Origin of the sequence: Aggregatibacter segnis, from assembly GCF_003130075.1 — a bacterium.
GTDB classification, from domain to species: domain Bacteria; phylum Pseudomonadota; class Gammaproteobacteria; order Enterobacterales; family Pasteurellaceae; genus Aggregatibacter; species Aggregatibacter segnis_A.
Window position 1 is genome coordinate 59,467 of the sequence record NZ_NRCW01000007.1, and the last position, 21,176, is coordinate 80,642.

Consider the following 21,176-nt stretch of genomic DNA (forward strand, 5'->3'; position numbering starts at 1 on the left):
TTTCATCATTTTTCTAAAAAAGAACGCTCCTGGCTAAAGGCTTCTAAAAATAGTCCTAGCGGTGGTCTTTCAGACGACATTTTTTGATAAGTGCGGTCGTATTTTTCATAATTTCCACGATTATCAATATGATATTGCGTACCATCCGGTTGAACAATCACACTCCAACGATAATTAGACACCAAAATCCAATCCACACTAGACGTAAGATCAAACAAATCTCGCCCTTGTGCATAATCAGCAATCGGATTTTTCACTTTAAAAATATGCTTCATCAAGGCCGGCAGTAAATCCACATGTGAGGTTAACTTAGAGACTTTGCCAACTGGTAAATCATTCCAACGAACAATCATTGGTACTTGCACTTCATCACGCGAAAAATAATTTGTTTCTTCTTTTTCCGATAATTTTTTGAATGTATAGCCATGCTCAGCAGTAATAATCACAAGGGTATTTGGCAAATCTAACTCGGGCAACAACTGTCCCAATGACGCATCAATATCTGCCAGCTGCTGCTCATATTTCTCTTGTGTAAGATTGGGTTCGATATTCAAACTTAAATAACCCCAGAACGGTTTATTCTGCACTTGTGCAGTATCCAACCAACGCGTGAAGGAAGTAATCGCAGCTTGATTACCATTCTCCGCAACAAGCTTCGTTTTTGGATAAATAGCTCGACGGAGAATACCTGCATCAACCTTTTTAGAAGAAAACACGCCTTGCAAATATTGTTGTTGTGTTAAACGTTCCACTAACACAGAAGAGGTTTTATTGCTGAGCAAGCTGTCGGTATAACTTCCATTTAGACCATAAAACAATCCGACTAACCCTGTATTATTGTTATTGCCACTACTGTAATGATTGATAAATTGTGTGGAATTCTCTGCGAATTGTGTCAAATTCGGCATTTTTTCCGCATCAATCACATCATGGCGCAAGCCTGATAGCGTGATTAATAGGATATTGGTATTTTCCTGTTGCTCAGCAAAGACTAACGGATTTTTCGGATAATCGATGGCTAAGGCATCTAATCGGCCTTCTTGTACAAGACGTTGTGCATATTCAGCTTTATCTAAGAAACCGTGTTTCTCTAAAAAAGAACGTGCCGTCATCGGATAAGACAACGGAAAATTAGAACGTTGCATGGTGATAGGACGGTATAAATAGGCATCTGCCCATGCATAAATTAGGTGAGTTGCACTAAAGGTGCAAACAAAAAAGACACCCACTGCTTTTAGCCATTTTTGGCGTTCTAAGCTACGCAGCTTTTGCCAAGACCAGCGGGAAAACAACATTTGCACCAATAAAATCAATGGCATCGGCACAAAGAAAATTTGCCAGTTGCGCGATAATTCCCCGTTCTCCGGATTCACTAAAAGATTCCAGACTAATGACGACAAGTGCAAGTTAAAACGCAAGAATACTTCGCTATCCACCAACAACAAAGTGTTGCCGATCGTTGCAAGAATGACCGTTAGCCCACGAAAAGTGCGGTGGTTTTTAACGATAAAACTTAAGGGGAATATGACCAGCAAATAAAAGGCAAAAACAATAAAACTAAAATGCCCAAGTAAGCTGATGAAGAAGTAAATTTTACCGAATAAGGTATCCGGCCAATCAATGATAAACGCATAGCGGGCACCAATAAAAATAGCCCAAAGGATATTAAAAAAAGCAAACCAGTGTCCCCAAGAAATTTTCTGTGAGGTCTCTTCACGATATTGTCTGCTTTTAAATTTCCACATATGTCGATTATTTTACTGTTTTAATAGAGTTGAGTAAGGCGTCAGCAAATGCTTGTGCTAAAACTTGTTGCTGCTGTTTGCCTACGCTACCGGTAAGTAAATTTGTGGTCATATTACCGAGAACAATTAAGGATAAGTCTAAAGGCGCCTGATGTTTCTCAAGCACTGCAATCATGTCATTTAAGATCGCATCGATTTGTTTATCTTGATATTTAGATTGGATTGCCATAGCGATAATTTACCGGTTTAAAATGCCGTTTATATTAACTGATAATTGCGCTAATCCTAACATATTTTGTTAGTTCTGTTAAAAAGTGCGGTTATAATAGCGGAAATTTTTTAGAGGCAAATTTATGAGCATTACCGTTAAACAAATCATTCTTCATCAAGTTGTTAAATCTAATGAAGAAGCTGAAAATTCTCCTCAATTAACCGCTGTTTTGCGGGAACAATTACTTGCTATCACGCCGGAAGTGGAACAAATGATGTTACAACTTCATCAAGGCTATCAAAATAAAGCCAAAGGCTATGGCATCTTTCAGGAATCATCTGTTTTTGCACAAAGTTTGAATCGTTTATTGGAAAATGAATTGGACTTTCTGCCTTTTAGCCATGAATCAACACATTTACTGATAAACGAGCTAAGCAAGTATAACTTTGCCGATAACGGTACATTGGTGCTGTGTCAGTACAATTTTTTAGCCACCGACTATTTATTTATCGCGTTGCTAGACAGCAGAATCAGTATGCTAGTCAACGAACAGTTAGAAATTCAACGTACAGAATATCTTAATATTACTCAATTCGACATTGCCGCCCGGATTAACTTGACGGATTTACAACTGAATGCCAATTCAAACCGCTATTTAACCTTCATTAAAGGTCGCGTTGGACGGAAAATCGCTGACTTTTTTATGGATTTTCTTGGTGCAGAGGAAGGATTAAATCCGCAAGTACAAAACCAATGCTTATTACAAGCGGTTGATGATTATTGTGTCCAAGGCGAATTAAACCGCGAACAAACGCAAGCGATGAAAAAACAAGTATTTGAATATTGCAAAGGTCAATTAAACAGTGGAGAAGAAATTGAATTAGCGGAACTTTCCAATGAGCTGCCGACTCTAAACCAGCAACCTTTTATCGCGTTTACCCAAGAACAAAACTATGGGCTGGAAGAAAATATTCCGCCGGTACGCACCGCACTTAAATCGTTGACCAAATTTTCTGGCTCCGGCAAAGGCGTTACCATTAGCTTTGATGCCGAATTAATTGATCAGAGAATCATTTGGGATGAGGCAGCCGATACTTTAACCATCAAAGGGCTTCCACCGAATTTACGAGATCAGTTACAGCGCCGGTTAAAAGCATTGAATTAATTTGGCAATGCACTAAACTTTCAGTATGATCATTGCAACTATTTACAGAGGATAAAAAGCAAACATGCAATTCAAATCTGTTCTAACCACACTCATTTTGGCACTCAGCGTAACAGCCTGTTCGAGCGTTAACAAAATTGTTTATCGTATTGACGTGCCGCAAGGCAACTACTTGCAAGCAGAAACTGTGGCTCAAGTTAAGACCGGTATGACAGCGCAGCAAGTTCAGTACTTGTTAGGTACACCGGTTCTCATCGATCCATACAGCAACCAAACTTGGTACTACGTTTTCCTGCAACAAAAAGCTTATGAAACACCGGAACAACATACATTGGTCGTCAACTTTGACCAACGTGGTATTGTGACTAACGTCGATTTAGATAAACCATTACCAAATAGCGGCCAAGCAGAAGTTAATAATACGATTATCAACGGACCAAGTGCTCCCTCAAAGAGCTGGTGGAAATTCTGGTAATAGTCTTAAAGTTTCATCATATAGATTGACATAAACACGGTTTTCTTTATGCCCAAAATCTTACTTGTCGATGATGATACTGAATTATCTGAATTGCTCGCCAACTTCCTGACATTGGAAGGTTTCCGGGTCACTATCGCAAAGACAGATCAAATAGCTCAGCAACTTGATCTGTCTTACGATCTTATCTTATTAGATGTTATTGCTCCCACATGGAACGGCATCGCAACTCTCAAACAAATCCGGAAACATTATTCCACACCGATTATCATCTTAAACGCCCAAAATGATGCAATGAGTCGAATCCTGTACTTAGAGCTGGGTGCAGATGATTATTTGGTAAAACCCTTTAACGCGCATGAACTCATTATCAGAATAAAAATGCTTTTGCGTCGAAGTGGACAACAAGCCAACTTTATCGAACCGTATTCCGCAACATCAGAACAAATTAAATTTGATTTATTGACGCTCCATCCGGAAACCCAGCAACTTTTTTTTGGTAGCACCCCAATTGAATTAACCCATACTGAATTTGCGTTGCTTCTCCAATTTGTTAAACGCCCGAATATATTGATGACTCGTGAAGAATTAAGTGTGGCGATCCTCAATAAGCTGTTAACGCCTTTTGATCGTGCCATAGATATGCATATGTCCAATTTACGCAAAAAATTGCCTAGCCGAGAAAATGGCTTACCTTGGTTTAAAACCGTCAGAGGCAAAGGGTATATTCTGCTTAAAAATAACTAAAACTTCACTCAAATAGACCGCACTTAAAAAATTTCCATTAAAGAAAAACCCTATTGATTTCTCAATAGGGTTCTTTTTTATAACTAAATACCTAGCAATTAATGCAGGGATGTCACCACAACCATAAAGCCTTTCAATACGGCGGCATTCACCAGGTCAATAAAGAATGCACCAACCATTGGTACGATTAAGAATGCTTTGTGTGATGGTCCAAAACGGCTCGTAATTGCTTGCATATTTGCAACAGCAGTTGGTGTAGCACCAAGACCGAAACCACAGTGACCTGCACTTAACACAACCGCATCATAGTCTTTGCCCATCATGCGATAAGTCACATAGATTGCAAATGCGGCCATTAAAACGACTTGAACCACTAAGATTACCATTACCGGTAATGCCAAGCCGGCTAATTGCCATAATTTCAAAGACATTAATGCGATAGCCAAGAACAGAGACAAACCAACGTTACCTAACACATCAACGGCCGCATCCGCCACATTAAATTTGAAGATGTGCGTTAAGGTGTTGCGAATGATTACCCCGGTGAACAAACACCATACAAAGGTCGGTAATGCAAGTGCGGTGCCTTTTGTTTGCGCATCTAAGAATTGACCGATAAGCAAACAACACGCCAACATAGTGATGGTTTCAATTAATGAACGGGTATTAATTTTACGTTGGAAAGTCGGGTGTTCAAACGCTTCTTGAATGTCGCTATTGTCTTCATTTTCCGGGCTTTCATCACGGTGCATTTTTTTCAATAAATGACGCGCTACCGGCCCACCGATAATACCACCGGACACCAAACCAAATGTCGCACAGGCCATAGCAAGCTCTGTCGCACCTTGTAAGCCAAATGTTTCAGTAAAGGTTTTGGCCCACGCTGCACCTGTACCATGACCACCGGTTAAGGTAACCGAACCGGCAATCAAACCGTAAGCAGGATCGATACCAAGCAACAAAGAACCGGCAACGCCTACAGTATTTTGTAATGCAATCAAAATCCCTGCAGCAACCACAAAAATAATTAAGGGTTTTCCACCTTTAATCAATCGGGCAAAGTTAGCACTTAAACCGATAGAAGAGAAAAAGACTAACATCATTGATGTTTGTAAATTCGTATCAAAGGTAAAAGAAATACCCCAACCTTGATATAATGCCGTTAAGATGATCGCGACAAGAAAGCCGCCAACAACAGGTTCCGGAATATTGTAGTTTTTTAATAGAGAGATACGTTTTACTAAAAAGTATCCAAGTAAGAGCACAAAGCCTGCTAAAGCAAGGGTTTCATAGGTATTAAAATTCATAGAACAGCCTCTTTCTGATGATTATTTATACGAAATCATCGTTGATGATTTGATATAAAATAAATTTATGCGAAGAATAAAAATTTCTATTAATCACAAAAGGAATTTCAATTTAACAGAAAAAAAACATCGCTTCTACAAAAAACTCAAAAAGATTTTCTCAATTTCTAACTATTTAACCAAAATGTGACCGGTCCCTCATTTACTAGACTGACTTGCATGTCCGCAGCAAATCGGCCGCATTCCACTTTCACTTTTTCACCGCACTTTTGTGCAAAATATTCATAAAGTTCGTTTGCTAACGATGGTGTTGCGCCTTTGGAAAAGCTCGGACGAAGCCCTTTTTGTGTATCCGCCACCAACGTAAATTGCGACACCACCAAGACTTCGCCGGCCACTTGTTGTATGTTCAAATTCATCTTGTCATCTACATCACTGAAAACACGATAATTCAGGACTTTCTCCGCCAACTTATCTGCCTTTTGTCGATCATCATCCTTTTCCACGCCTAACAGCACCAGCAGACCTTTGTCAATTTGCCCAACGATTTCACCGTCAACTTCCACTTTTGCACTGGAGACACGCTGAATTAATGCGATCATTTTGTTTCCTCACTTTGTTCCAAATTCATCATTTTTTTCGACCGCACTTCTGCCAACACTGCTGCTAATTGTGCGCCGAGTAACACGACCGTCCAGCTTAACTGAATCCATAGCAACATAATTGGCAGAGTGGCCATGGCGCCATAAATTAATTGATAAGACGGGAACATCACGATATACCAAGCAAAGGCTTGCTTACTCAACGTAAAAAACACCGCGGCAATCAGCGCACCGGCGGCAGAATGTTTAATACTGACTTTTTGATTCGGCACCACCATGTAAATCAGGGTAAAAATAAACCACGTGGATAAAAACGGCACAAAACTCAACAACTTCAAGCCAAAAGAAAAGTTTGACGCGCTCTCAAACATGGTTTTTACATAGGCACTGGCAGCAATACTGGCGCCAACTAACAACGGACCAAGTGTAAGAATCAACCAATAAATCGCAAAAGAGGTGAAAATTGGCCGCGTGCCGTTGTCATGCCAAATACTGTTTAGCGTACGATCGATGGAATTAATCAACATCAGCGCCACGACAATCAAGCTGATAATCCCCACCGCACTCATTTTTTTGGAATTATTCACAAATTCATCAATGTACTGTCCCACCATGTCGCTTGCCGACGGGGCAAAATTGGTGAAAATAAACTCTTTCAACGCACCGGTTACTTCATTAAACACCGGAAATGCCGAGAAAATAGAAAACACCACCATAATCAACGGCACAATGGCAAGCATGGTGCTGTACGTTAAATAACCGGCGGCTTGGGTTAATTTATTCTGATTAAAACGCTGCCAAAAGGTCGTACAAAACATTTTCCACTCAATCATAAAAAGCCTCCGCAACAATGCTTAAATTTTTTGCCGGAACCACACACGCAAGGTTGTTTCATCGTCGGCAGTGGCACGGTTGGATCGACAAAATACCAACGCCCATCAATTTTCACAAAAATCGACCGCTCATGATGAGTTTGCTCCCCTTCCTCACCTTGAAAAACGGCGTGAAATTCCACCGCACTTTGGGTTTTCGTTAAGCTTTCCGTATTCAAAATTTGCAATCCCAGCCATTGCGTTTCCTCCGCCCATGCTTGAATGGCTTGTACGTTGAGTAACGCCTGTTGGCTTGACACGGTAGTTTCCACAATATAAGACACATTTTTCAACACATAAGCGGCATAACGGGAACGCATGAGCTGCTCAGCGGTTTCAGGGAATTGCGTATGTGCATGGAAACGCCCACAACAGTCCTCATAGGATTTATTCGATTGACAAGGGCAAGCTGAATCTAAAAGTGCGGTCATATTTAACTCTGTTTTTCTTGTAATTTCATCAGTTGTGAATTTAACGAACGCTTGAACGCAGGTGCTAACACTTCAAGCGCCAAGGCTTGCTCAAGCTCATCGGTATGATTGGGGGACGACAATAAACGGTTCAAATGACGAATGGTAAATTCAGGATGCGGACGGCTCAATAATACGAGCCGATCACCTTGATGAATTACGCCCGCTTGTACCACCCGTACATACCAACCTGACCAACCGGAACGATACACAGTTTGTTGTGTATTTGAATTATTGGTATTTTTCGACAAGCGCTCACAAGGTTTACGCGGCTGCGACACTTCCACCACGCAAGAACCGATTTGAAAACGATCTCCTACGCATACGGAATCTTCGTTTAATTCAGAAACCACAAAATTCTCGCCGTAAATCGCCGTGCCCTGATAAGAAAAATTTTCATCCAATAACGCATTTAACGCAGAAAAAGAATCTGCCGACATAAAAAAGAGCGCTTTATCCACGCCACCGTGATGGGCTTTTAGGCCCACATCATTGCCTTCCGCCCCTAGCGCATGAATATTCACAGCTTCTACCGGTTGCTTGCGAATGGCGCTTTCATAACACGAACCATCCGCAAATGTTAAAGACTGCACTTGACCGATTTTAATCACTAAAATTTCCGCATTGGACATACGTTACCTCAAACTGCATAAATGAAATGAGGCAAATTATACCGTAAAAACATAATCTTTTTTGACCCCACTGACTTTTTTAAATATCATTCTTTGCACAATACGCAATCAATTAGGAATAACAAAATATGCAATATTTACTCGCCCAAACCAGCCAAAACCAACAACTCGGCATTACCGCGAAAATGGCTAACCGCCACGGTTTAATCGCCGGCGCCACCGGCACAGGTAAAACCGTGACATTACGCAAAATGGCGGAAGCCTTTAGTGACGATGGCGTGCCGGTGTTTTTAGTGGATGTGAAAGGCGATCTTTCCGGCTTAGTGCAACCGGGCGCGATGCAAGGCAAAATCGCCGAGCGTATTGAACAATTCAATTTAGGCGGCGAAAGCTATTTGAGTGGTTATCCTGTTTCCTTCTGGGACGTGTTCGGTGAAACCGGCATTCCGCTCCGTACCACCATTTCCGAAATGGGGCCGTTGTTGCTCTCCCGTTTATTAAACCTCAACACGACGCAAGAAGGCTTGCTCAACCTCGTGTTCCGTGTGGCGGATGACAAAGGCTTATTGCTTATCGACCTAAAAGACCTGCGCGCTATGCTGAAATATGTGGCGGAAAATGCCAAAACCTTCCAAGTGGAATATGGCAACGTGTCCGCCGCCAGCGTGGGCGCCATTCAACGTGCCTTATTAACCTTAGAAAACGAAGGTGCGGCCAATTTATTCGGCGAACCGGCTCTGAACTTAGATGACTGGCTACAAACCCGTGATGGTCGCGGTGTCATCAATGTACTGAATTCGGAAAAATTAATTAACTCTCCACGTATGTACAGTGCGTTCTTGCTTTGGTTAATGGCAGAATTGTTTGAACAATTGCAGGAAGTGGGCGACCCCGACAAACCGAAATTTGTGATGTTCTTTGACGAAGCACATTTACTGTTTGACGGTGCACCAAGCGTGTTGGTGGATAAAGTGGAGCAGGTCGTGCGTTTAATTCGTTCCAAAGGCGTGGGCATTTATTTCGTGACCCAAAACCCGTTGGATTTACCGGACACCGTGCTCGGTCAATTAGGTAACCGCGTACAACACGCCTTGCGCGCCTTTACGCCACGCGATCAAAAGGCGGTGAAATCAGCCGCGGAAACCTTCCGTTCCAACCCGAAGATAAACGTGGTTGAAACCATTTCAACACTCGGCGTAGGCCAGGCATTAGTCTCGTTCTTAGATGAAAAAGGTATGCCGACACCGGTGGAAATTGCTTACATTTTCCCACCGAAAAGCCAATTAGCGCCAATTACTGCCGAACAACGCACCGCTTGGGTGAAAGACGACGATTTGTATGCCTTCTATAAAGATTATGTGGATAACGAATCTGCTTTTGAGGTGTTAAACCAACAAGCGGATTTAGCCGCTGTAGCGCAAAAACAAGCGGAACAAGCCAAGCAGGAAGAAGAAAACGGCATTATGGGTAGCCTCAGCCGCATGATTTTCGGCACCAAAAAACGTGGCGAACAACTAACCGTAACTGAAGAATTGGTCAGTGGCGTAGCAAAATCCGTGGGACGCAACATCTGCAATCAAATCACCAAACAAATTATGCGTGGGATTTTGGGCGCGTTTAAAAAATAAAATTCATCCGAAAAATGAACCGCACTTTTTGATATTCACTGACGATATTCTCTAAAAAGTGCGGTCATTTTTTTTAATGTTTTTCACTCTTCATTACTCAGTCTTTAATCAAGAATAATTCTCATCTATAATCACACCTATTAATAAGAGAAATCACTTTCCCACGACGGCAGTTTACGCCGTACTGCCCGCCATAGCTTTATTCCACTGCAAACAAGCAGGATAAACATAAGGAGTAACTATGTTTCAAATTCAAGATGCGGTCAGCGAAACCCTGCTTATTCCGCTATATATGCGTTATCGAGAATCATTAAAACCCAATCCGATTATTCATGATGAATCGGCGCTGCGCCTGATTCCGCAAATCGATTATGATTTCAGTAAATTTGATACCGCCGTACACAGTTCCGTAGGTTCGGCGATTCGCGCCGCATATTTGGATAACGTGACTAAAGACTTTATTCAACACCATCAACAACCGATTATCGTGATGGTCGGCTGCGGGCTGGATGCGCGTCATGAGCGTGTTGGTGATATCGGCAAAAACATTCCTTTCTATGAACTGGATTTGCCTGATGTCATTGCATTACGCAAGCAAATGATGCCGCCGGCGGAAAACGAAATTTTATTGCCTGCGTCAGCCTTTGAAACGGATTGGATGGATGCATTGCGGGCGCAATACCCATACGCTTCGTTTTTATTTGTGATTGAAGGGGTGTTGATGTATTTCACTAAGTCGCAGGTAAAAAAACTGTTTAAAGATTTAGCCGCCCGTTTTAGCGGCGGAGAAATCGTTTTTGATATCGGTAGCACTTGGATGAGCCGCAATTCGCAAAAACATCACGATGTAATAAAACACATGCGGGCAAAATTTGATTACGGCTGTGATGACGATCATGAAATGGAGCATTGGGCAAATAATCTGCAACTGATCTCGGCAAAATATATGCCCGATTTCCCGGCTTGGAAACGTGTCGGTTTGCTAAAAGTCGCCATCATGTGGCTCGTTCCGACAATCCGCAAATCCTACCGTTTCCTGCGCTATAGAATTACCTAAAACTTGAGGTAAAAAAAGACCGCACTTTGATTTTGTCATTCAAAGTGCGGTCAGAATTTCAAACGTTTTTCGGGATTATTCCACTGTTACCGCCTTCGCCAAGTTACGAGGCTGATCCACATCGGTGCCTTTGATTAAGGCAATGTGGTAGGCCAATAATTGCATCGGCACGGTGTAATAAATCGGCGCGGTGATTTCGCTTACCGTCGGCATGGTGATAATTTTCATGCCATCGGCTTCGGTAAATCCGGCTTCTTTATCGGCGAAAACATACAACTGACCGCCACGGGCACGTACTTCTTCAATGTTGGATTTGATTTTTTCCAATAATTCATTGTTTGGCGCCACCACAATTACCGGCATATCGGCATCGATTAATGCTAATGGACCATGCTTCAATTCACCGGCAGCATAGGCTTCTGCGTGAATGTAAGAAATTTCTTTTAATTTTAGCGATGCTTCCATGGCTATCGGGTAAAACGCGCCACGACCTAAAAATAACGCATGGTTCTTTTCAGCAAAATCTTCCGCGAGCTGCTCAATGTGTTGATCAAAAGCCAGGGCTTTTTCAATTTCTGCCGGTAATGCTTCTAACGCTTTCACGATCTCCTGTTCTTTCTCAGCCGAGAGCGTGCCTTTCGCTTTACCAACCGCGACCACCAACATTAATAACGCGGCTAACTGTGTGGTAAAGGCTTTGGTGGATGCCACGCCGATTTCCACGCCTGCACGGGTCATGAAGGCTAAATCCGATTCGCGTACCAAAGAAGAGCTGGCAACGTTACAAATCGTCATGGCCGCCATGTAGCCTTTTTGTTTCGCCAAGCGTAACGCCGCCAAGGTATCGGCGGTTTCACCGGATTGGGAAATCGTAATCAACAAACTGTTCGGGCGGGTCACAAATTTGCGATAACGGAATTCGGAAGCGATTTCCACATCACAACTGATACCGGCTAAACTTTCAAACCAGTAGCGCGACACCATGCCGGAATTGTAAGAGGTTCCACAAGCGACAATTTGAATGTGTTCCACTTTCTCTAAAATGTCTTTTGCACCGTTGCCAATGGATTGAATGACTAAATTATCGTGAGTCAAACGACCTTGCATGGTATTCACTAGCGCAGTCGGTTGTTCATAAATTTCTTTCTGCATGTAATGGCGGAATTTTCCTTTCTCCGCGGCGTCATTTTCGGCGTTGGAATCATGCAGACTGCGCTCTACTTTATTACCGTCACAATCATAAATGTCCACAGAACGACGGGTAATTTCCGCAATATCGCCTTCTTCCAAATAAATGAAGCGACGGGTAACGCTTAACAACGCCAACTGATCGGAGGCCAAGAAGTTTTCACCAATCCCAAGACCGATAACCAATGGGCTACCGGAACGAGCCGCCACTAAATGTTCCGGATGCATGCGATCCATCACGACCATGCCATACGCGCCGGTCAGTTGCTTCACCACACTTTGTACCGCAGCCAATAAACTTTCTGTACTGCGCATTTCCCACTCCACCAAATGCGCAATCACCTCTGTGTCGGTTTGAGAAGTAAAAATATAACCACGGGATTTTAGCAATGTCCGTAATTCTTCATAATTTTCGATAATACCGTTATGTACCACGGCAAAATTACCGGAAACGTGCGGGTGGGCATTATCTTCCGAAGGGGCGCCATGAGTTGCCCAACGGGTATGCGCAATGCCAGTGCCCCCAATAATCGGCGATTTTTCTACCGCCTCATCAAGCGCTTTGACCTTACCTAAGCAACGAATACGTCGTAATTCGTGCTGTGCATCCACCACCGCTAAACCGGCCGAGTCATAACCGCGATATTCAAGACGATGTAATCCGTTAATTAAAATTTCTGCAACATCACGTTGAGCGACTGCACCAACAATTCCACACATAAATTTTGCTCTCCTAAATTCAATTTAAAAAAACACTCATCAAAACGACCGCACTTTTAAGCACAAATAACTTCCACGCCATGTGCCTCTATGCGTTTTTTACTTTCTTCCGACAACAAATTGTCCGTAATCAACACATCAATTTGTTGCCATACCAATTCAACGTTAGGCATCTTCCGCCCTATTTTTTGTGATTCCACCATCACAATCACTTCACGAGCGACCTCTGCCATCACCTGGCTTAAGCCAACTAACTCGTTAAACGTTGTCGTTCCTCGCTCAAAATCAATCCCATCAGCCCCAATAAACAACTGATCAAAGTTATAGGAACGCAATACTTGTTCCGCAACTTTACCTTGAAAAGACTCTGAAGCTTTATCCCATGTCCCCCCCGTCATTAATAAGGTAGGTTCATTTTCTAGGGAACGCAGTTCATTCGCCACATACATAGAATTGGTCATCACCACCAATCCTTGCTTGTTGTTCAACTGTTTAATCAACGCCGCCGTAGTGGTGCCGCTATCAATAATAATGCGATTGTGATCTAAAATACGTTCTGCTGCCCGTTTAGCAATCGACAACTTTCGTTCCGAAAGAAAATCTTCTTGCTCATCTTCAATGAGTTCTTGCGGGATTAATATCGCCCCACCGTAACGGCGCACTAAAAAACCATTGTTTTCTAACACCGTTAAGTCTTTACGAATCGTCACTTCCGATGTATCAAACAATTGGACAAGCTGATCAACGCTAACTTCTCCGCGTTCCAGTAATAATTGCATGATGCCGTGGCGGCGTTGTTGGGTATTGCGAGGCTGAATGTGTCGTTTAGTCATTTCCAAACCAAAATAGTTCCAGTTAAATTTCGATTCGAAAGTTTATAGTCATTTAGAAAGGATGTAAATAAAAAGATAGGCAACAAAAAACCCTGTTTACTGGAAACAGGGCTTGAAGATTAAATATCAGAACTAATTATTTAACAGCATCTTTTAATGCTTTACCAGAAACGAATGCCGGCACTTTAGAAGCCGCAATTTTAATTTCTGCGCCAGTTTGCGGATTACGACCGGTACGTTCTTTGCGCGCATTTACTTTAAATGTACCGAAACCGATTAATTGTACGGCATCACCTTTCTTTAAACTTTCGGTGATTGCATCTAAAGTTGCTTCTAAAGCTGCTTTAGCTTGTTTTTTATTTAATTCAGCGGCGCTTGCAATAGCATCAATTAAATCTGTTTTGTTCATAGATTAGTACCTTCTATTTTTAAAAATTTAACAGTGGCTGAATAAGTATTTTAAGATACCTTATTCAATAAGCCAGAATCACTGCAATGAGTGCAGGCAAAGCTTAATCTAAGTTGCCTTGAAAACAAAGCAGGATTTTTAAAATTTGTGGAAAAAATCACATTATTGGTCAATTTTTACACATATATTTGAAACTCCCACCTCGCGTAACTCATTTTTTAAATCAGAAATCAACTCAACGTTGTGTTTTTCAGCCTCTTTCAATGTACGATAAATCAGCCATTGCACGTCTAATTCCTGCTGAATTTCTTCCGTTTCCTTTAATTCTGCTTCGGATAATTCACGGCCATTTTGCTCGACTAATAAATCGGCCACCGTTTGCAGAGAAAGTTCACTCAACTTAACTGCTTGCATACATGAATCGCCGGCGATGATCGTATGCAACACTTCAGCAAGCCCCTCACAGGCATCCAACGCCGGTACGACACCGTAAAAATCATAGTCATTCACATCGGGAATAATGTTTTCTAACTTCTCTAACTGATTTTCAAAATTGATGTTGGCATCTTTAACCGTTAAATATTCCCACACTAAATTCAAAATATTGTGATATACCTTGGCATTTTGTGGCTGTTCTGTGATTTGGCAGAATAAATGGTAGTTGGGATACATTCGCTCACATAAGCACGCCATAAAAGTTAAATGCTGCCAAGTGGCGAGATTTTCTAAACGTTTCTGAATCGGATTTCGCATCATTTTTTCTCCGCACTTTAGCGATGATAAGGTTTAGAGAGTTGATGTACGGCATCTACCAACACTTTCGGGCTTTCTTCCGGCACATCCTGATGAATGCCATGCCCAAGATTAAATACGTGACCACTCCCTTCACCAAACGCCGCTAAAATTGACCGCACTTCGTCTTCAATTCGGCCGGCAGGCGCATAGAGCACGCTCGGATCCATGTTGCCTTGCAATGCCACTTTATGCCCTACGCGGCGGCGTGCCTCGGCGATATCCACCGTCCAATCCAAGCCTACCGCATCACAACCGGTGTCAGCAATGGCTTCTAACCATAATCCGCCCCCTTTGGTAAATAAGGTGACCGGCACACGACGCCCCTTATGCTCGCGAATCAAACCATCCACGATTTTGTGCATATAACGTAAAGAAAACTCGGGATACTCACGATACGCCAACACGCCGCCCCATGTATCAAACACCATGACCGCCTGCGCACCGGCTTTAATTTGCGCATTTAAGTAAAGAATCACGCTGTCTGCCAGTTTATCTAACAAGGCGTGTAATAAGTGCGGTTCGCTATACAGCATTTTTTTAATTTTCGTAAAGGCTTTAGAAGAACCGCCTTCCACCATATAAGTGGCCAATGTCCACGGACTACCGGAAAAGCCGATAAGTGGCACTTCACCATTGAGTTCACGACGAATCGTGCGCACTGCATTCATCACATATTGCAGTTCTTGTTCCGGATCCGGAATAGGTAAATTTTCCACCGCACTTTTGCTGTCAATAACCCGTTCAAATTTCGGCCCTTCACCGGCACCAAAGCTTAAGCCGAGACCCATGGCATCAGGAATCGTTAAAATATCGGAAAATAAAATCGCGGCATCCAAAGCATAACGGCGCAACGGTTGTAATGTCACCTCACAAGCCAAATCCGCATTACGACACAAAGACATAAAATCACCGGCTTGCGCACGAGTGGCTTTGTATTCCGGCAAATACCGCCCCGCTTGGCGCATCATCCAAATCGGCGTCATATCCACAGGTTGACGTAAAAGGGCTCTTAAATAACGGTCATTTTTTAATGTGCTCATAAAACCTCATGATTTATTTTTATCTTGTTGACATAAAACAAGCGTTGCTTCAATTAATTTACGCGCAATAGTGCCATGTGGCGGCAATTCCGGCAAAGGCTGTTCGCAATCAAACCACTGTGCATCGTAAATTTCTTCCGGTTGGATGTGAATTTCTCCTGACGCATAATCAGCCAAAAAGCCCACCATTTGCGAATTAGGAAATGCCCATGGCTGATTACCAACATAGCGTAAATTTTTCACTTTAATCTGTGTTTCTTCCCAAACTTCACGGTGCACAGCCTCTTCAAAGGTTTCACCCACTTCTACAAAACCTGCCAGCGTCGTGTACATACCGCCTTTGTGGCGCATATGATTTGCTAACAAAATTTGCGAACCACGCCGAACGGCAACAATCACACAAGGGCAGATTACAGGATAAGTGCGAAAGCCGCAAACTTGACATTGTACCGCCCACTCATCCGATCTTTGTTCGGTTTTACCACCGCACTTGCCACAAAATTGATGCGTTTGGTAAAAATGATTTAATTCCACGCCACGAGCAAGCAGATTAAATTGCTCCTGCGGCAATGAAAGCTGAGCGCGTAAGGAAAAATACACACGCGCATCGTTCAGTTGAGGCTCCACGAGATATAACGGTTGCGCTGACCACTCACCAAGAAAAAGCGCATGATGCCCTGTTAAACCTAATTCAGCCGCAGAACCAAAAGGAAGATTGCCATCAACAAGATGTATGGTGGAACCCTGCGTAAAAAGCCAAAAACCCTTGTCTTCAGCTTGAATTAATTTCATTTTTTAACACCCGTTTACATACGTGAAAAACGCTTAAATTTTCCACCGCACTTTGTTGTTCTGAGAAGAAAAAAGTGCGGTCATTATAAAAGGTATTTTTTTATTTAGCGAATCATGCCCATAAAAAAACCCGAGGTTTAGCTCGGGTTTTTATACGAAGGAATATTATTCCGCGTGCTCGTCATCTTCTACCATGTTTAACATTTCAGTTAAGCTGGCGGAAGCATCTTCAGAAGTCATGATGAATTCAGAAGCAATTTCTTCTTCATCCGCTGCCGATAATCTTACCGGCACCTCTTCATCAGCGATAACTGCCAGGTTTTTGTGACGATTTTGGTGATACGCAAAACCGGTACCCGCCGGGATCAGACGACCCACGATGACGTTTTCTTTCAAGCCGCGTAATTCATCGCGTTTACCTGCTACTGCTGCTTCCGTTAACACACGTGTAGTTTCTTGGAAGGATGCCGCAGAGATGAAGGACTCGGTTGCCAAGGACGCTTTGGTAATACCTAATAATTCGCGTTCAAATTCCACCGGTGGTTTGCCTTCCGCTTCACGTTTACGGTTAACGATTTTCACGCGAGCCACTTCCACTTGTTCCCCTTCAAGGAATTCGGAGTCATAAGCTTTGGTGACAATCGCTTTACGCAACATTTGGCGTACTATAACTTCGATGTGTTTATCGTTAATTTTTACCCCTTGTAAGCGGTAAACTTCTTGGACTTCATTCACGATATATTCGGTTACCGCGTGTACACCGCGTAAACGTAAGATGTCATGTGGCGTTTCCGCACCGTCGGAGATTAAATCACCGCGTTCTACCATTTCACCTTCGAATACGTTCAATTGACGCCATTTTGGAATCATTTCTTCGTACACTTCGCCTTCTGCCGGGGTAATCAACAAGCGACGTTTACCTTTGGTTTCTTTACCGAAGGACACGATACCGGAGATTTCCGCTAAAATCGCAGGCTCTTTCGGTTTACGCGCTTCAAACAAGTCTGCCACGCGTGGAAGACCACCGGTAATATCTTTCGTTCCCACAGATTCTTGCGGAATACGTGCTAACGGATCACCGATATGCACTTCTGCACCGTCATCTAGGGTCACGATAGCTTTACTTGGTAAGAAGTATTGCGCTACAACATCAGTACCCGGAATGACAATATCGTTACCTTTGTCATCAACCAGTTTAATCGCCGGACGTAAGTCTTTACCTGCTGTTGCACGTTCACCCACGTCTTGCACCACAATAGAAGAAAGACCGGTTAATTCGTCGGTTTGACGGGTAACAGTTAAACCATCCACGATATCCACGAATTTTACAAAACCGCTCACTTCAGAGATAACCGGCATAGTATGCGGATCCCAGTTAGCAATGGTTTCACCGGCATTTACATCTTGCTGATCGCCTTTGTTCAAAATGGCACCGTAAGGCACTTTATAGTGTTCTTTGGTACGACCGAAGGTATCCACAACGGTTAGTTCGGTATTACGAGACGTTAACACCAATTTACCTTCGTTATTTGTAACAAATTTCGCATTGGCCAAACGCAATGTACCGTTGTTTTTCACTTGTACGCTAGACTCTTTGGCTGCTGCAGATGCCGCACCACCGATGTGGAACGTACGCATGGTTAACTGTGTTCCCGGCTCACCGATAGATTGTGCCGCAATAACACCCACAGCTTCACCTTGGTTAATCAGGTGACCGCGCGCTAAGTCACGACCGTAACATTTCGCACACACACCGAAGTCGGTATTACAGGTTACAACAGAACGTACTTTCACGCTGTCCACAGAATTTTCGTCTAATACGTCACACAATTTTTCATCTAATAAGGTATTGCGTGGAATTAACACTTCTTCTGAGCCAGGTTTTAAGATGTCTTCAGCAACCACACGGCCTAAAACTTGTTCGCGTAGAGGCACTTTTTCATCGCCACCTTCGATTAACGGGGTCATCACGATACCTTCGTGTGTACCACAGTCATCTTCTACGATAACGAGGTCTTGTGCTACGTCAACCAAACGACGGGTTAAGTAACCGGAGTTCGCTGTTTTCAGCGCGGTATCCGCCAAACCTTTACGCGCACCGTGGGTAGAAATAAAGTATTGTAAAACGTTCAAACCTTCACGGAAGTTTGCCGTAATCGGGGTTTCGATAATGGAACCGTCCGGACGTGCCATCAAGCCACGCATACCCGCTAACTGACGAATCTGTGCTGCAGAACCACGCGCACCGGAATCCGCCATCATAAAGATGCTGTTGAAGGACGCTTGTTTTTCCGGCTTCCCTTCACGGTTAATGACTTCTTCCGTAGAAAGGTTTTCCATCATGGCTTTAGCAACACGTTCGTTGGCGGCAGCCCAAATATCGATCACTTTGTTATAGCGCTCACCGGCAGTCACAAGACCAGATTGGAATTGTTCCTGAATTTCAGCCACTTCTTCTTCCGCTGCAGAAATAATTTCGTATTTCTTCGCTGGAATGACCATATCATCGATACCAACAGAAGAACCGGAACGAGCAGCATAAGCAAAACCGGTATACATAATGTGGTCAGCAAACATAACGCTGGCTTTCAAGCCTAAACGACGATAGCTTTCATTAATTAATTTAGAAATCGCTTTTTTACCAAGTGTTTGGTTAAACAAGCTAAACGGCATACCTTTCGGCGCGATCATCCATAAAATCGCACGGCCGATAGTGGTATCGGTTAACGTCGTTTTGGATTCAAACTCACCGGCCTCGTTTTTCACATACTCTGTAATACGCACTTTCACGCGAGAATGTAATTCTGCTTGACCTGTGCGATAAGCTTTTTCTGCTTCGCGCGGGTCTTGCAATAACATGCCTTCACCTTTACCGTTCACTTTTTCACGAGTCATGTAGTAAAGACCCAACACCACGTCTTGTGATGGAACGATAATCGGATCACCGTTTGCCGGAGAAAGGATGTTGTTCGTAGACATCATTAACGCACGCGCTTCTAATTGCGCTTCCAACGTTAACGGTACGTGTACCGCCATTTGGTCACCATCGAAGTCCGCGTTGAACGCCGCACAAACAAGTGGGTGTAATTGAATCGCTTTACCTTCGATTAAGATCGGCTCAAATGCTTGGATACCCAAACGGTGCAATGTTGGTGCACGGTTCAATAGAATCGGGTGTTCACGAATAACTTCAGCCAAGATATCCCAAACGATAGCGTCTTCACGCTCCACCATTTTCTTCGCGGCTTTAATCGTCGTTGCATAACCACGGCTTTCTAATTTCGCATAGATAAACGGACGGAATAATTCCAATGCCATTTTCTTCGGCAAACCACATTGGTGTAAGCGTAAGTATGGACCTACGGTAATTACGGAACGACCGGAGTAGTCAACACGTTTACCCAACAAGTTTTGACGGAAACGACCTTGTTTACCTTTAATCATATCCGCTAATGATTTTAACGGACGACGGTTAGAACCGGTAATTGCACGACCGCGACGACCGTTATCTAACAACGCGTCAACGGACTCTTGTAACATACGTTTTTCGTTACGCACGATAATATCCGGTGCGATTAAATCTAATAAACGTTTTAAACGGTTGTTACGGTTGATTACGCGACGGTATAAATCGTTCAAGTCGGAAGTCGCAAAACGACCACCGTCTAACGGCACTAACGGACGTAAATCCGGTGGAAGCACCGGCAATACGGTCATCACCATCCATTCCGGTTTATTGCCGGACTGTAAGAAGGCTTCCAATAATTTTAAGCGTTTAGTGATTTTCTTACGTTTGGTTTCGGAATTGGTTTCTTGTAATTCTTCGCGTAAATTTTCGCATTCCGCTTCCAAATCGATGCCGCGCAATAAGGCTTGAATGGCTTCCGCCCCCATTTTAGCATCGAACTCATCTTGCCAACGGTCTTCCGCGTCAAGGTATTGTTCTTCGGTTAACAACTGACCGCGCTCAAGATCGGTCATACCCGGTTCGATCACAATGTAAGATTCAAAATAAAGCACGCGTTCAATATCACGCAACGGCATATCTAACAATAAACCGATACGGGACGGTAGGGATTTTAAGAACCAAATGTGCGCCACCGGTGAAGCCAATTCAATGTGCCCCATACGTTCACGACGAACTTTAGTTTGAGTGACTTCTACGCCACATTTTTCACAAATCACACCGCGGTGTTTTAAGCGTTTGTACTTACCGCACAAACATTCGTAATCTTTTACCGGTCCGAAGATACGGGCACAGAAAAGACCGTCACGTTCCGGTTTAAAGGTACGATAGTTGATTGTTTCAGGCTTTTTAACTTCACCGTATGACCAAGAACGGATCATGTCAGGTGAGGCTAAACCGATTTTAATCACATCAAAATCTTCAGCGGTTTTTGATTGTGCTTTTAAAAACTTAACTAAGTCTTTCACAGATTTGCTCCTGTCGGAGTTAAACTTATTCAAGTGCGGTCGTTTTTCAAAACG

Annotated in this window: 19 protein-coding genes; 5 read left to right on the plus strand and 14 right to left on the minus strand. The window is 43.1% G+C overall.

Annotation, left to right across the window (positions count from 1 at the left end; all coding sequences use genetic code 11):
- Positions 1-5: 5 nt before the first annotated feature.
- Together DK415_RS08180 and DK415_RS08185 are read right to left on the minus strand one after the other, a co-directional pair.
- Positions 6-1,745 carry a DUF3413 domain-containing protein gene (locus DK415_RS08180; protein WP_109433204.1) on the minus strand — a complete coding sequence of 580 codons (1,740 nt, stop codon included), beginning with the start codon at positions 1,743-1,745 and terminating at the stop codon, positions 6-8.
- A 7-nt stretch (positions 1,746-1,752) separates the two neighbouring features.
- A complete protein-coding gene (locus DK415_RS08185) occupies positions 1,753-1,974 on the minus strand; it encodes a YejL family protein (protein WP_109433205.1) in 222 nt (73 codons plus the stop codon).
- Positions 1,975-2,098: 124 nt separating this feature from the next.
- Here DK415_RS08185 and yejK point away from each other — a divergent pair, with 124 nt between their 5' ends.
- The 3 genes from yejK to DK415_RS08200 all read left to right on the plus strand — a co-directional run bounded on the left by yejK (position 2,099) and on the right by DK415_RS08200 (position 4,343).
- Positions 2,099-3,121: a nucleoid-associated protein YejK gene (gene yejK / locus DK415_RS08190; protein ID WP_109433206.1), complete on the plus strand. Its 1,023-nt coding sequence runs from the start codon at positions 2,099-2,101 to the stop codon at positions 3,119-3,121.
- A 64-nt stretch (positions 3,122-3,185) separates the two neighbouring features.
- Positions 3,186-3,596, plus strand: coding sequence for an outer membrane protein assembly factor BamE (gene bamE, locus DK415_RS08195; protein ID WP_006719637.1), 411 nt, complete (start codon positions 3,186-3,188; stop codon positions 3,594-3,596).
- Positions 3,597-3,644: 48 nt separating this feature from the next.
- Positions 3,645-4,343, plus strand: coding sequence for a response regulator (locus tag DK415_RS08200; protein WP_109433207.1), 699 nt, complete (start codon positions 3,645-3,647; stop codon positions 4,341-4,343).
- 98 nt (positions 4,344-4,441) lie between these two features.
- On the opposite strand, the gene gltS is transcribed toward DK415_RS08200, so the two are convergent.
- The 5 genes from gltS to DK415_RS08225 form a co-directional block, all read right to left on the minus strand.
- A complete protein-coding gene (gene gltS, locus DK415_RS08205; protein WP_109433208.1) occupies positions 4,442-5,650 on the minus strand; it encodes a sodium/glutamate symporter in 1,209 nt (402 codons plus the stop codon).
- A 167-nt stretch (positions 5,651-5,817) separates the two neighbouring features.
- Positions 5,818-6,252: a D-aminoacyl-tRNA deacylase gene (gene dtd, locus DK415_RS08210; protein WP_109433209.1), complete on the minus strand. Its 435-nt coding sequence runs from the start codon at positions 6,250-6,252 to the stop codon at positions 5,818-5,820.
- Positions 6,249-7,085, minus strand: a complete 837-nt coding sequence (locus DK415_RS08215; RefSeq protein ID WP_109433210.1) for a virulence factor BrkB family protein — start codon at positions 7,083-7,085, stop codon at positions 6,249-6,251. Before DK415_RS08215 ends, dtd begins: the two co-directional genes overlap by 4 nt.
- Entirely contained in the window at positions 7,082-7,555 is a 474-nt protein-coding gene (locus DK415_RS08220; protein ID WP_109433211.1) for a YchJ family protein, read from the minus strand. The genes DK415_RS08215 and DK415_RS08220 overlap by 4 nt, the downstream gene beginning before the upstream one ends.
- Positions 7,556-7,557: 2 nt before the next feature.
- Positions 7,558-8,226, minus strand: coding sequence for an MOSC domain-containing protein (locus DK415_RS08225; RefSeq protein ID WP_109433212.1), 669 nt, complete (start codon positions 8,224-8,226; stop codon positions 7,558-7,560).
- Positions 8,227-8,354: 128 nt separating this feature from the next.
- On the opposite strand from DK415_RS08225, the gene DK415_RS08230 reads away from it, so the two are divergent.
- Entirely contained in the window at positions 8,355-9,854 is a 1,500-nt protein-coding gene (locus tag DK415_RS08230; RefSeq protein WP_109433213.1) for a helicase HerA-like C-terminal domain-containing protein, read from the plus strand.
- 241 nt (positions 9,855-10,095) lie between these two features.
- Positions 10,096-10,911, plus strand: a complete 816-nt coding sequence (locus DK415_RS08235; protein ID WP_109433214.1) for a class I SAM-dependent methyltransferase — start codon at positions 10,096-10,098, stop codon at positions 10,909-10,911.
- 75 nt (positions 10,912-10,986) lie between these two features.
- Here the strand turns inward: DK415_RS08235 and glmS are convergent, their stop codons facing one another.
- The 7 genes from glmS to rpoC form a co-directional block, all read right to left on the minus strand.
- Positions 10,987-12,819, minus strand: coding sequence for a glutamine--fructose-6-phosphate transaminase (isomerizing) (gene glmS / locus DK415_RS08240; RefSeq protein WP_109433215.1), 1,833 nt, complete (start codon positions 12,817-12,819; stop codon positions 10,987-10,989).
- A 56-nt stretch (positions 12,820-12,875) separates the two neighbouring features.
- Positions 12,876-13,652 (minus strand): DeoR/GlpR family DNA-binding transcription regulator, encoded by a 777-nt coding sequence (locus DK415_RS08245; RefSeq protein WP_109433216.1) that lies wholly within the window; start codon positions 13,650-13,652, stop codon positions 12,876-12,878.
- 136 nt (positions 13,653-13,788) lie between these two features.
- A complete protein-coding gene (hupA, locus tag DK415_RS08250; RefSeq protein WP_109433217.1) occupies positions 13,789-14,061 on the minus strand; it encodes a nucleoid-associated protein HU-alpha in 273 nt (90 codons plus the stop codon).
- A gap of 162 nt (positions 14,062-14,223) precedes the next feature.
- The gene (locus DK415_RS08255; RefSeq protein ID WP_109433230.1) at positions 14,224-14,814 is read right to left on the minus strand and encodes a YjaG family protein; all 591 of its coding nucleotides are present in this window, start codon (positions 14,812-14,814) and stop codon (positions 14,224-14,226) included.
- 17 nt (positions 14,815-14,831) lie between these two features.
- Positions 14,832-15,896 (minus strand): uroporphyrinogen decarboxylase, encoded by a 1,065-nt coding sequence (hemE, locus tag DK415_RS08260; protein ID WP_109433218.1) that lies wholly within the window; start codon positions 15,894-15,896, stop codon positions 14,832-14,834.
- A 6-nt stretch (positions 15,897-15,902) separates the two neighbouring features.
- Positions 15,903-16,688, minus strand: coding sequence for an NAD(+) diphosphatase (nudC, locus tag DK415_RS08265; protein WP_109433219.1), 786 nt, complete (start codon positions 16,686-16,688; stop codon positions 15,903-15,905).
- Between the two features lie 165 nt (positions 16,689-16,853).
- Positions 16,854-21,122: a DNA-directed RNA polymerase subunit beta' gene (gene rpoC / locus DK415_RS08270; RefSeq protein WP_109433220.1), complete on the minus strand. Its 4,269-nt coding sequence runs from the start codon at positions 21,120-21,122 to the stop codon at positions 16,854-16,856.
- Positions 21,123-21,176: the final 54 nt, after the last annotated feature.

Coding starts and splice junctions, on each gene's coding strand:
- DK415_RS08180 (WP_109433204.1), bottom strand. CDS start 1,745: ATGTGGAAATTTAAAAGCAGACAATATCGTGAAGAGACCTCACAGAAA.
- DK415_RS08185 (WP_109433205.1), bottom strand. CDS start 1,974: ATGGCAATCCAATCTAAATATCAAGATAAACAAATCGATGCGATCTTA.
- yejK (WP_109433206.1), top strand. CDS start 2,099: ATGAGCATTACCGTTAAACAAATCATTCTTCATCAAGTTGTTAAATCT.
- bamE (WP_006719637.1), top strand. CDS start 3,186: ATGCAATTCAAATCTGTTCTAACCACACTCATTTTGGCACTCAGCGTA.
- DK415_RS08200 (WP_109433207.1), top strand. CDS start 3,645: ATGCCCAAAATCTTACTTGTCGATGATGATACTGAATTATCTGAATTG.
- gltS (WP_109433208.1), bottom strand. CDS start 5,650: ATGAATTTTAATACCTATGAAACCCTTGCTTTAGCAGGCTTTGTGCTC.
- dtd (WP_109433209.1), bottom strand. CDS start 6,252: ATGATCGCATTAATTCAGCGTGTCTCCAGTGCAAAAGTGGAAGTTGAC.
- DK415_RS08215 (WP_109433210.1), bottom strand. CDS start 7,085: ATGATTGAGTGGAAAATGTTTTGTACGACCTTTTGGCAGCGTTTTAAT.
- DK415_RS08220 (WP_109433211.1), bottom strand. CDS start 7,555: ATGACCGCACTTTTAGATTCAGCTTGCCCTTGTCAATCGAATAAATCC.
- DK415_RS08225 (WP_109433212.1), bottom strand. CDS start 8,226: ATGTCCAATGCGGAAATTTTAGTGATTAAAATCGGTCAAGTGCAGTCT.
- DK415_RS08230 (WP_109433213.1), top strand. CDS start 8,355: ATGCAATATTTACTCGCCCAAACCAGCCAAAACCAACAACTCGGCATT.
- DK415_RS08235 (WP_109433214.1), top strand. CDS start 10,096: ATGTTTCAAATTCAAGATGCGGTCAGCGAAACCCTGCTTATTCCGCTA.
- glmS (WP_109433215.1), bottom strand. CDS start 12,819: ATGTGTGGAATTGTTGGTGCAGTCGCTCAACGTGATGTTGCAGAAATT.
- DK415_RS08245 (WP_109433216.1), bottom strand. CDS start 13,652: ATGACTAAACGACACATTCAGCCTCGCAATACCCAACAACGCCGCCAC.
- hupA (WP_109433217.1), bottom strand. CDS start 14,061: ATGAACAAAACAGATTTAATTGATGCTATTGCAAGCGCCGCTGAATTA.
- DK415_RS08255 (WP_109433230.1), bottom strand. CDS start 14,814: ATGCGAAATCCGATTCAGAAACGTTTAGAAAATCTCGCCACTTGGCAG.
- hemE (WP_109433218.1), bottom strand. CDS start 15,896: ATGAGCACATTAAAAAATGACCGTTATTTAAGAGCCCTTTTACGTCAA.
- nudC (WP_109433219.1), bottom strand. CDS start 16,688: ATGAAATTAATTCAAGCTGAAGACAAGGGTTTTTGGCTTTTTACGCAG.